An 11,892-nucleotide genomic window follows, 5' to 3' on the forward strand; every position below is an offset into this window, starting at 1 on the left:
CACCTCCATTTACGGACAACCTGTTACTGAAGGATCTACCGTACCACCGCCTCCTGGACGGGGAGCGCAGCGCAACCGCAGGATATAGGGGTCATCCGCCGGTAATTCCCTATAGTATTCGCTACGTTGGCGGGCAGGTGTAATAAAGCGCGACGCCACTGGCCCTGCCGGCGCGAGTTGCAGACCCACGTCATAGCCCCAACGACGGTTAGGCGGAGAGTAATATCTAATCCACTCAGCAGCCTGAGCCGCACAGTTAAATGCGGTATTGACATCTCGACACGCAGCCGTGTTTGGTACTTCCCACTGATCTTGATCAAAAGGACCTGTGGCTTGAGTAGAGAAGTTCAGTTGAATAAATGCTCCTTGGATCCATAGGTTATTCCAAGCTTCAATGAAGCGAGGGAAGTTATGCATCCCACCGTAGGACTGTGTGGGTCGCGAAGGCACAGTGCCACTGATGATTACCGCATTGACTTGGGTATCCGTTGCTGCGTTGCGGCTACGTTGAGAACCAAAGTCATAGTAGCTGTTGTAAGGGTTACTGGCTTGGCCCTGTTCACCATCGGGATAGGAGGTCAACCGTTTGCCCTCGCGATCCACCCGTTCACCTGTTCGGTAATTAATCGCCCAAGGCGTGCCATTGCGATCCACGTAAATCGGTGAACTGGGATCAAAGGGACTTTCCCGCAGCCAAACTGTATTGTTAGGTAAGTTGGCACTAGGACGGTTGGCATTCAGGAATGCAGGCTGTAAGGAGCTATTGTTACCACACGTAGGATAGATGCGGTTGTTACCAACATTACTCACAATAGCATTACTAGAGGTACCAACATTAGTTTGGGGGTAGTTTGTGCTTAGATTTTCAGGAGAGCTATTCCCCATGTTCGATACAGGGTCATTGTAGGCATTGGCAAAATAATCATTGGCAGAGCCATTGCAGAAATTGTCAGAGAGAATCGTCACCGCATCCCCGAGGATTTCTGCGGGTCGCCAAGTGTCGGAGTTAGGCCGGGCAAAGCGATTATCGAGCGTATTACGGCTATAGAAGTTGCTCCAGTTTGCGTCTAGGGTTGTGGTAAATTCCTCCAGATTGTTTGTTGTGCCGTTGGTACTGTGGAGGTTAAAGTTCCCCTGAATATACACGGGGTTATCGCTGATAAAGGAGAGACCAGCGATATTCTTCTCGGCAGGAATTCCTTGGCGGTCAAGGCGCCGGCCATTCCACAATCGAAAGCCATTGGGTCGCCGCATTGGATCCGCAAAGAAATCCACTGGTTTTGTCGAAATGCCGTTGGCGGCTCGGATGGGATCATGAGGATTGCTGGGATTAGTATTCATCCAGTTTTGACCTGTAATGGCAGGTCGGGCAATGCCATCTTCGCGCACTGCATCCTCCCGGAAGGCATAGACAATGCCCCCCATCGGCAGCCATGTATCCCCACCAATAGAAGTGCGCCGAAGCAGGTCAAGGTCAATATCCATTTCCCGCACCGCCATCTCTTCACGACCATTGAAGAGGGTGTTATCAAGGAAAGCGACATTGCGAGCATTGCCGTCAAAGCCAATGATTTGATTCAGGCGGCTGGGATAGCGGATATTATTCACTAGAGTCCCAGTAGCTGGCTCGGTAGGGGTAAGGAAATCTGTTGGATTCATACGTGGGTTTGCTGCAATAACACTCGGAGTTACACGCTTCTCCTCCGAGGGGTTGAAGATCGCCTGCAACGCTGGATATTTAATCACCGTATTAAAGGTACCGAGAGGCAATTCGCGGCGTTTGAGCACCACCAGTGTCGAGTCCTGAATAATGTCCTCCATACCCGTACCCGTACGTTCTGTGCCGCCAATGTAGCGTAGTTTTGCTGTAAGTGGAGCAGGACTGTCAATGACCTTAAAGACTCCCTCTACGCGATCACTGTTAGGATCAGTAGAATTGATGGGACGGCGAATTGCCACAATGTCTCCAACTTGGAGTTGGGGCGGTGGCGTGGGCGGTGGCGTGGGCCCTAGCATGTATGTGATTGTAACCTCGGTAGGGTTGCTTGGGTCATTGCTTGGGTTATTGGGAAACGGAACGGCAACGCTGATAGTACCAGTTTCCGAGGAGTTGTTAGGCGGAGTAACAATCCAAGCAGAAGCTCCTGCTGAAATCGATCCTGTCTTATTATCTAGGACGCCTAGGTTTTTCAACTTTACTTCGAGGATTTTGTCATGGTCATCACGGACGAAGGGATTCTTGGGATCCAGAATCATCCACCCCGCATCGGTGACATAGACAAATTTGCCCTTATCAGAGTCGCGCAGGTCAAAGTTATAGCTGGGGGCATCTTCAAGATTGACAGTCACTGTTTCACCGGCGGGCGGCATCTCAAACGCCTCACCAATCACAAATCCTCGTTTGTCTTGCCCTAGGCAAAAAGCCTTCCGCAAGTTGCTATACTGAATAGGAATTCCACACGTGTACTCTTGTGGATTAAGGTCATATTTCACCTGCTCCGTGAGGGCAATTAACCGCGCAAGACGGGCATTGACATCGGCATTAGTTTCTTGCAGCGGGCGCTGACTCCAGCGAGCATTAGGGATCAGGGCGGTGATGTAGGCATTGGCATCCAAATAGCCCCCGCGATAGGAGAGGCTCTGATTAGCACTGAAGCCTTGCCGAATGACTTGCACAGTACCTGCCCCTCTTTCTTCATTAATTCTCGGAATCACTTCACCGTTGTTAAAGTCATTGTCATTTAAATCATTGATACGATTGTTCAGGTTATCCAGTTGATTCCCCGCATTGAGGCTATTAACATCTAAGGTTTGAAGGGTATTCACGCTATGAGCCAGCATTCCCAACATACAGCCTGCGGTGTGGATTGTACTTTGATCGGCCAAGCTTAGAGCGCTCAAGCTGCCTCTTTGCTCTAGGAGTTGAAGCGCGCGGTCAAGGTTCGAGAAATTCCCAGCACGGGTCTTATCAGGATTGGGGTGAATTGTGGTTCCCCCTATTTCCTGTTTGGGCGGAAACGCCCCATCCACACCATCACCCGCATAGTCCACGAGGTTCCGCATCGCTTGTTGCATCTCTGGACTGTTGAAATTAGGAGGCTGAAACTCCCAACCATTGGTGCCGCGCCCGGTAAAGAAGTCAAAGAAGCGGAAGTTAGGGGGCAAGCCCTGAATGCCATCGTACTGGTTGAACATGATGCTGCGCAGGGCAGTTTGCGGTGTGCCGTGGTGGTGAGTAGTCGCCAAGCAGGCGATCGGCTCATAGCCCCCTGTGTCATTCCCCTCGTAGGGCAGGGTGAGAGGGTCTTGAATACTCGAGTTGATAGTAGTACCAGCAGCTTTGTAGTGATAAATGGCTGTGGCCTGCACGGCTGCCAAATCATCCCGCAGCGTGCGGTGCTGATAAAACTCGTTGCGGCGGCTGTTATTAGCGGTATCACCCGCAGGTGGATCAAGAGGTTTGCCCAGTTCCAAGCGTTCTCCCACAATGATTCGTAGGCCTTCTTGGCGTGCCCGCCGCTCCCAGTAGCCATCTAGACCAACTTCTGTCCGTCGATCCGCTTCAGCAGATTCAGGAACAGTATTACGCAATAACAGTTGGTTAGAGGAGGGAATTTGATCACCAATGCGGCTTCCAGACGGAATCACACGATCGGCAAATTCTGCAGCTACAGCGGGATCATTTTCAAGGGCATCACGGGTAACATTGGCATAGATTGGCTTGGGGCCGTAGCGATCGTCGGCACGGTACGTATCATCCACGTATGGCTTTGAAACCTGCTGATTGGAAAATCGACCCGTACCACCACTGTCAGCAGGCCCGTAGAATTGCTGTACCCAGTTAGGATCACGGTAGCTAGCATTACTGGTGTCAGATGCACGGGAGCGACTGCGATCTTCAGTAACGATTAAGACAGGGTTGAGGGCTAGTTGAGCTGGTTGATTAACAGAGCTAACAACTGAATCCCGATTGCCGTTAAAGATTACATTTTGTCCGGGTGGATCATTGTCACCTGTAGTGAAGGGAAGTGCAGGTGATTCACGGTAGGAATGAACAGTAGTACTGCCGCTAATAGTATTGTCCCGTAAGGTGCCCGAAATAAACTGGCCTTGAAATATTGGCTCGGACGTGTTGCCGTCATTGTCAAAATCATATGTGTCGGGAACCTGTGCTGCAGTAATTTCGGAAGCAGCTCGAGTATAGATACATGAACTGGGAGCGCTCACGAGAAAGGCCGAGAAACTGCTACCACCACCCATAAAAATACTTCCCTCGGTGTGCATGGCACCATTCCAACGGAAGGCAGGCCCCGGGAAAATCTCTAAGTCGTTTCGAAACCATGCTCCCCACTTGTTCCCACGGTCGAGTTCACGTTCTTGAATAAAGTCAAGGGTGGCAAGGGCTTGACCGCCATTGCGATTTTCATAAACAAAGGCGTTAACTTGGAAGTTTTTGCGCAGGCTAGCTGTGCCCACACTATCCCAACCTGCTTCTGCCGTTTGTGCTGCAACTCCACCTGCGCTGGCACATTGGCCACTCATTTCTGCAATGTTGAGGGCACGGCTGCGAGTGACTAGGGCTGCGGCCTTTTGAGCATCGCTTTGATTAATTTGGGTATCGTTGGGGCGGGTCATTAAAATGGAGTACGCCACAATTGAGTTGGGGGTCGGCTGGAAAACCCAAGCGTTATCCACATTCCCGTCACCATTGATGTCAATCCGTTGTTCATCGGCAAGAGTGTAGGGATCGGGGTTTGCACCCACATTCAACATCAGTTCTCGTAGGCGATCTTCCCCTGGCACCCCACTGGGGCGACGTGGATCCCGAGTAAAGAGATACTCTAGTTTGGCCTTGGCGCGATCAATAGCAGGCGTAGCAGCATTGAGTACTTGAATATCTTGGCGTTCTCCCGCCACTTGAGTAGTGCGGTTCAGTGTCCGCAGCATCAAGGCACCCACTGTAATAGTGAGCACTAAGATAACGATAACAACGGTCGGCAAAACAAACCCTGATCGCCCAAACCGCACTTGTCGCTGTCGGAGCACAGGGCTAAGCCGTCGCTGCATCCAGAGGCGTAGTTGGTGAAACAAATGCCGAATCGTTCGCATTAGCTTGCGATACTGCCGTTTTGAGAGGCCAAAGCGTCGGTCATTCTTTTTCATAGGGGCACCTAGTCAACGCACGGGAGCAGTAACCTACCACTAGTTATATCGATAGATCTGAAGATCTGAAATAGGCTAGTAATTAGTATGGTTTTTCCTTAGTAAAAAATTTCAGCCTCCAGACAATTTTGCGGATTGTTGCGCACAGCAATCATACTTAAAGATCAAAAACACAATTTTTCAACTGTTCCAACCAGCGATTTATGATGCCTAGGCTAGCTGGAGCGCTCTAGCCACGCAAACACTTCCTCTAGGGCAGTGAAGTCCAAGAGAGCCTCTGCCAAGGCTTCAATCTCATGGGCAGGGAGCTGGCGAATGCGCTCCTCAAGGCCAGCTGGTAACTCGCCAAACCGCCGTCTTAGGAGGCGTAAAACAACAAGGGTCTCTCCCTGTTGTAATCCCTGTTGTAATCCTTGCTGTAATACCTCTTCCCGTACCTCAGCATAGACCTCTTCCCGTACCTCAGCATAGACGTCCCGATAAAACCGCGTCCGCTTCAACTCTTCCGTCGTAAACCCCAGCATGTGCAACACCTCTTCGCGACTCAGCTCCGTAAACTTGTACAACACAATGGTGGTGATCAACTCCATTATGACTTCTGGCCTTGGCACTGCCTCTGTGCGAGTCCGCTCTGCCAACAACCGTGCTGCTGTCGGCATTTCTGCTTCGGGTAACACTGTGAGCTGCATCAGCGCTAGGCTCAATGGCAATTCCTCTGGTGACCCCAGTTCATTCAGATAGACCCGATGCAGGTGATGACTATTCACCAACACCTCATAGGGTTCAAAGGACACTTGTTCCACTTGACGATGGGGATAAATGACCACCGCTTGCCAGTGAGAGAAGGTGTGGCGATACAGCCGCAAGTAGAGAAAGATTTCCGCAAAGAAGCGATCATAGAAGCTGTTATCGCGCTGAAACTGCACCTCACAGAAATAGACGGTTCCTGAGGGGTCAGGGGGCACGAAGACGCCATCAATGCGAAAGGCCGTTTGCTTCAGCTCCACAGAGTCAAAGCGATACCCCTGAGGCGTGTCTATGCCCAAGAGATCAAAGAGGGTCTGGGGCAGCTGGGCAAAGAGTTGATAAAAAAGGGAGTCGCGGCGCATGGGCTAGCTGGAGCGCTCTAGCCACGCAAACACTTCCTCTAGGGCAGTGAAGTCCAAGAGAGCCTCTGCCAATGCTTCGATTTGAGGGGGAGAGAGCTGACGAATGCGCTCCTCAAGGCCAGCTGGTAACTCGCCAAACCGCCGTCTTAGGATGATGCGGGCGGCTCCGGGGGGCGTCTTGACTGCCAATAACTGCTGGAGTCCTCGTTGGCGATAAGCGTTCAGCCAGCGAGTAATAGTGGACTCGTTGCAATGGAGCAATTGGGCAATTTGTGGGCGGCTGTGGACAAGTCCTTGCTTCAGCCAGTAGAGCATCTGCAAGCGTTCCTGCTGTCGGGCATCGGTTTCATGTTGTAGGCGTCGCTGCAGTTCTTCAGAGCTTTCTGTAATTGTGAGGACAAGCAGGCGAGCCATGAAGGTCTCCTACTGAGATGACTTCAGTTTTAGGATAGACAATTCCCTCGTTTAAGACCTATTTATTAAGCTCAATGTTACAAAGAGCTGGTATTAAATACAAGTCTTGTCCCATGGATTGAACACACTCAACATTTTGAAAATGATTACAGGAAAGACTTATATCCGAGGTTTTAGAAAGGTGAAGAAGTGACACATTGACAATTGGTGCAGCCCCAAGCGATCGCTAGGCTAGAGGCAACCCCTTGGAACCGCCATTATGTACAGTGAGTCAGAACATACTCCCCAAGCGATCGCCAACCGCTCCTATCAAGTACGGATTGGTCAATACCTCAATGAGGGCTGGCAAATTTTCAGCACTCAACCCGCTGCCTACATTGGTTTTCTCATTCTGGCAATGATTATCAATGGTGTGCTCAACAACATTCCGGGGGCTGGCCCGATTGTTAGCACGATTTTGGCAGGCCTCTTCGCCGCAGGCTACTACTTTTTCAGCTTTCGCATTGCCCGCAACCAAAGACCCGAATTTAGCGACTTTTTTAATGCGTTCAAAAACAACTACTTTTTGCCAATTTTTCTGACGAACTTGATCATCGGTTTGATTACGAATGTGTTTGTGATTAGTGCCAGCATTCTATTCATGATTGCGGGGTTGCCCTTCTGGCAAAGCATATTAAGGCGGGCGGCGGCTGAAGCAGCGGAACCCGATGCCGACTTAGAACAACTGCTAGCGTTACTGGAGCAGCTTCCCGCTGTGCCGGATGCCCTGACCCCCGTTTTCATCTTGGTGGGTGCCATCCTGCTGCTGCCGGGGGTTTACTTTGGGGTAGCCTATATGTTTGCTGTGCCTTTGGTGGTGGAACACCGGTTTGATGTGTGGCCGGCACTAGAAACCAGCCGCCGCTTAGTTTCCCGCGATTGGTGGAGCTTCTTTTTTCTCAGCGTGTCAATCATTTTCTTCAATATCTTGGGCTTTTGCCTCTGCTGTGTGGGGATGCTGGTGACTATTCCTTGGAGTAGTTGTGTCATTGTGGCGGCCTACCGCGATATTATTGGCCTCATGCCCACGACGGATAATACGAACCAGTTTTAGTCTGATGACGCTGCCCACCCTTGCGGATCTCAACCTCGACCCCTTCTGGATGCCCTTTACGGCCAACCGCCAGTTCAAGCAAAGCCCTCGGCTCCTTGTTTCGGCAGCCGGGATGTACTACAGGAGCATTGATGGCCGTGAGATTCTCGATGGCACCGCCGGGTTGTGGTGTGTCAATGCCGGCCACTGCCGTCCAGAAATTGTGAGCGCGATCGCCCAACAGGCAGCAACACTGGATTTTGCCCCCACATTTCAGATGGGACATCCGGGGCCATTTCAGGTGGCCGATCGCCTGCGTGCCATTACCCCTGATCCCCTTAACCATGTCTTTTTTGCCAACTCTGGCTCTGAGGCCGTGGATACAGCCTTGAAAATTGCTCTTGCCTACCATCGGCTGCGGGGAGAGGGGACACGACAACGGCTCATTGGGCGTGAGCGGGGCTATCACGGGGTCGGCTTTGGTGGAATTTCAGTGGGAGGAATTGCGCCCAATCGCAAGTTCTTTGGTTCTCTCTTGGCAGGAGTGGATCATCTGCCCCACACCCACAACCTTGAGCACAATGCCTTCAGCAAGGGGCAACCCGCTTGGGGAGCACATTTAGCCGATGAGCTAGAACGCTTGGTGGCGCTGCATGATGCCTCGACGATTGCGGCAGTGATTGTTGAACCCCTCGCTGGCTCTACGGGGGTATTGATTCCGCCCCAAGGATACTTGGAACGCCTGCGTGCCATTTGCGATCGCCACGGCATTTTGCTGATCTTTGATGAAGTGATCACGGGTTTTGGCCGTCTCGGTGCCCCCTTTGCCAGTCAGTACTTTGGTGTGACTCCAGACCTCATCACGGTTGCCAAGGGTCTAACCAATGCCGCTGTACCCATGGGAGCGGTGATTGTCCGCGATGAGATTTACGACACCTTCATGCAAGGCCCCGCGGGGCAAATTGAGTTTTTCCATGGCTACACCTATTCGGGACATCCCCTTGCCTGTGCGGCCGCCTTGGCAACCCTAGAGATCTACGAGAAAGAAGCCCTATTTGAGCGGGCGGCTTCCTTGGCGCCCTATTGGCAGGAGGCCATCCACAGCCTACGGGGTCTGCCCCATGTCATTGATATTCGCAACTTGGGCTTGGTGGCAGGGATTGAATTGGCGCCACGGGAGGGACAAGGAGGGGCACGGGGCTATGATGCCCTCTGTCGTGCCTTTGAAGCGGGACTACTGATTCGTGTCACGGGGGATATTATTGCCCTCTCACCACCGCTGATTGTGGAGCGATCGCACATTGATCAAATGGTGGATATTTTGAGTCGTGTTCTACGGGAACTTCCCTAGGCACCGCCGCGTCAGAATCAGCGGATCACTCTCTCCTTGGAGGCATCTATGTTACGCTTCCTGCCGTTGGCCATCAGTAGCTTAGCTACGCTGGTGGCGATCGCTCCCCCCAGTCGTGCCGCCTATCCCCTCTTTCCTAATCAGCCGGGGGTTGATGTCTTTTTCCCAGGGCTAGAGTCCTTTGGGCGGCCACGGACACCGCAGTACAGTCCCTACAATCCCGTCATTTACCGTCCGCCGCAGCAATCTCAAACCTACATTATTGTGCCAGTGCCCTATCCGCCTCGCCCCGTAATTTACCCGCCCCCCTATTCACCCGTTTATTACCCCTATTACCCCTGTTATCCATTCCGTTGCCGATAAACAACAATACTGGGGATTGATACTTGACTCGACTTGGGAAGCAGACCGAGAGCCGGTTCTCCTGCTAAAATAGCGGCTAATTTAGCCATTTTCAGTTCGAGAGAAATCTATGGCTCAGTTGGCGATCGCTCCCGTTTTATTTCACCTTGCCTTTCCTGTCAGTAATTTGGCGGACACCAAGGCCTACTACATTGATGGGTTGGGCTGTGAACCGGGGCGCGAAAATCCCCACTGCCTGATCATGAAGCTCTATGGCCATCAACTGGTGGCTCACGTCACGGATGAACCCTTAACCCCACCCAAGAGCATTTATCCGCGCCACTTTGGCTTGATTTTCTTGGCACAGGCCGACTGGCAAAACCTCTGCGATCGCGTGATCAAGAAGGGACTTGACTTTTACCAGCCACCGCGTACCCGCTTTGCCAATACCCCCCTAGAGCACCAAACGTTCTTTCTCGCAGACCCCTTCCACAACCTGATTGAAATGAAGCACTACCGCCATGTAGAAGCCATTTTTGGCCTGCGGGATCACCGTCATATTGGCGATACCCCCCTCGTTTCTGCGCCGCAACCGTGACCCATCTGATTCTCTATAGCAAGCCCGGCTGTCACCTCTGTGAAGGACTACAAGAGAAGCTGGCCACTCTGAAGGAATTTACCCTTGAGGTACGCGACATCACCAGCCGCGAGGATTGGTGGCAAGCCTATCAATACGAGATTCCTGTTCTCTACCTAGTGATTGGAACGCAAGTGCTTCCCGTACCGCGCTTTTCTCCCCGTGCCAGTGCTGCACACATTCGTCAGCGACTCCAAGAACTGACCCATTCAGGCGGCTCAGCGTCCACTCCTTAAGGGCATGATCAATTACAGCCCTTTTCACAGCGATCGAATACGGCCAAAAATTTAATTGCTAGATTGCATCCCCCCTATGTATCCCATATGTTAGAAAAGGGTCGTCATCGGCATCGCAAAGCCAATAGGAAACTCAGGAATGGTGGATTTTGGAGCAATGCTCTTTCGCGGGCGGGGGGTCAAGATCTCGCAGCAGTATGCGGTGATTGGCCTAGGGCGGTTTGGCCGGGGGGTGTGCGAGACCCTGCACAGCATGGGCTATGAGGTGCTCGGCAGTGATAACCAAGAGCGATTGGTGAATCAAGTGCTTCAGGATCACATTGTGGATCATGCGATTCAACTGGATTCCACGGATCCCCAAGCCCTGAAGGAGGCGGGTCTGTTTGAGTTTGAAACGGTAATTGTGGCCATTGGCAACCATCTCGACGCCAGTATTATCACGACATTGAACCTAAAGGAGGCAGGCGTGCCCAATGTCATTGCCAAGGCTTCCTCAGAGATTCATAAAAAACTCCTAGAGCGAGTGGGGGCAGATCGGGTGGTCTTTCCAGAGTATGAGGCGGGTTGTGAACTGGCGCGATCGCTCACCCGCCCAGCGATTCTCGATTGGTTTGACCTTGACCCCGAAAAAAGTATTGTCGAAGTCAAAGTGCCTGAGGCATTTCACAATCGCACAGTTGCCGAGGTGGAACTCCGTAGTCGCTATGGCCTCAACCTCATTGCCCTGCGCTTTGATGATAAGTTTGAGATCAATCCCAGTCCCAACCAAAAGCTCAATAAAGGGGACATTATGGTGGTGATTGGTGCCAATAACGATATTGATCGCTTTTTGCGTAGTCAACACATTAATTAGGGCATAACCCTTGAGCTTTCGCTACTGGTCGCCGCCGGCACGGGTGATGGCAATTCTCCTGTGGATTTTTTGCATTAGTAGTTTGCGGCGGTTAGACAGTCTGGCGATCGCGACCTTGCTTGTGGCGCTCCTCTATCTCCTGAGCCATGTCCCTTGGCAGCGCTTGGGCAAACGTCTGCAGCAGATGGGGCTCTTTTTTCTGGGACTGTGGTTACTGTTGGCGGTTACGGCGTGGCCGATCGCACTGCTCCTCACATGGCGCTTGGTCTTGTGTCTTGCCCTTGGCGTGGTGTTGCTAGAAAGCTTGACGTTTAGTGAATGGGTGCGGGTCTGTCGCTGGTGGGGACTACCGCCCTTGTTGGTGGATACGCTGGCTTTGACCTATCGCTATCTCTTTGAGCTAGAGAGTCAGTTGACACAAATGCAGCAGGCACTCTTTCTGCGGGGATTTCGCTTGAGTTGGCGCCGCCTTCGCCCGTGGGCACAGGTGATTGGTATCTTTCTCATTCGCGCCGAGGAACGGGCACAGCAGATCTATCTGGCAATGCGGCTGCGGGGCTATGGGCAAGTGCTTCAGCGTCGTCCGCAATTTTCTGAAGGGGCGCCTTGGAGTTGGGGGCTAACGCTGAGTGCTAGCTTGGGGGCAGGATTGTTGGCAATCTATGATGCCCTTGGCGAAATCCAACTGCCTTTTTGAGGTGGATAGACGACAGTG

Annotated in this window: 10 protein-coding genes; 7 read left to right on the forward strand and 3 right to left on the reverse strand. The window is 52.1% G+C overall.

Going from position 1 to position 11,892, the window contains the following annotated elements; genetic code table 11:
• Positions 1-9: 9 nt before the first annotated feature.
• The 3 genes from hpsA to RHJ80_RS07575 form a co-directional block, all read right to left on the reverse strand.
• Positions 10-5,163 (reverse strand): hormogonium polysaccharide biosynthesis protein HpsA, encoded by a 5,154-nt coding sequence (hpsA, locus tag RHJ80_RS07565; protein WP_310800699.1) that lies wholly within the window; start codon positions 5,161-5,163, stop codon positions 10-12.
• A 215-nt stretch (positions 5,164-5,378) separates the two neighbouring features.
• Entirely contained in the window at positions 5,379-6,272 is an 894-nt protein-coding gene (locus RHJ80_RS07570; protein ID WP_310800700.1) for an Rpn family recombination-promoting nuclease/putative transposase, read from the reverse strand.
• 3 nt (positions 6,273-6,275) lie between these two features.
• Positions 6,276-6,686: a DUF4351 domain-containing protein gene (locus RHJ80_RS07575; RefSeq protein WP_310800701.1), complete on the reverse strand. Its 411-nt coding sequence runs from the start codon at positions 6,684-6,686 to the stop codon at positions 6,276-6,278.
• 259 nt (positions 6,687-6,945) lie between these two features.
• Here RHJ80_RS07575 and RHJ80_RS07580 point away from each other — a divergent pair, with 259 nt between their 5' ends.
• The 7 genes from RHJ80_RS07580 to RHJ80_RS07610 all read left to right on the forward strand — a co-directional run bounded on the left by RHJ80_RS07580 (position 6,946) and on the right by RHJ80_RS07610 (position 11,874).
• Positions 6,946-7,779, forward strand: coding sequence for a DUF975 family protein (locus RHJ80_RS07580; RefSeq protein WP_310800703.1), 834 nt, complete (start codon positions 6,946-6,948; stop codon positions 7,777-7,779).
• 4 nt (positions 7,780-7,783) lie between these two features.
• Complete coding sequence (locus tag RHJ80_RS07585) at positions 7,784-9,109, forward strand: aspartate aminotransferase family protein (protein ID WP_302677969.1); 1,326 nt, start codon at positions 7,784-7,786, stop codon at positions 9,107-9,109.
• 48 nt (positions 9,110-9,157) lie between these two features.
• Positions 9,158-9,472, forward strand: a complete 315-nt coding sequence (locus RHJ80_RS07590; protein ID WP_206199653.1) for a hypothetical protein — start codon at positions 9,158-9,160, stop codon at positions 9,470-9,472.
• A gap of 109 nt (positions 9,473-9,581) precedes the next feature.
• Positions 9,582-10,049 (forward strand): VOC family protein, encoded by a 468-nt coding sequence (locus RHJ80_RS07595; RefSeq protein WP_310743625.1) that lies wholly within the window; start codon positions 9,582-9,584, stop codon positions 10,047-10,049.
• Positions 10,046-10,324 carry a glutaredoxin family protein gene (locus tag RHJ80_RS07600; RefSeq protein WP_206199655.1) on the forward strand — a complete coding sequence of 93 codons (279 nt, stop codon included), beginning with the start codon at positions 10,046-10,048 and terminating at the stop codon, positions 10,322-10,324. The genes RHJ80_RS07595 and RHJ80_RS07600 overlap by 4 nt, the downstream gene beginning before the upstream one ends.
• Before the next feature lie 139 nt (positions 10,325-10,463).
• On the forward strand, positions 10,464-11,177 hold the full coding sequence (locus tag RHJ80_RS07605; protein WP_302676254.1) for a TrkA family potassium uptake protein: 714 nt from the start codon (positions 10,464-10,466) through the stop codon (positions 11,175-11,177).
• Positions 11,178-11,187: 10 nt separating this feature from the next.
• Positions 11,188-11,874, forward strand: a complete 687-nt coding sequence (locus RHJ80_RS07610) for an energy-coupling factor transporter transmembrane component T (protein WP_310438275.1) — start codon at positions 11,188-11,190, stop codon at positions 11,872-11,874.
• The last annotated feature ends 18 nt before the right edge of the window (positions 11,875-11,892 follow it).

Origin of the sequence: Thermosynechococcus sp. QS41 (assembly GCF_031583515.1) — a bacterium.
Classification (GTDB): Bacteria; Cyanobacteriota; Cyanobacteriia; order Thermosynechococcales; family Thermosynechococcaceae; genus Thermosynechococcus.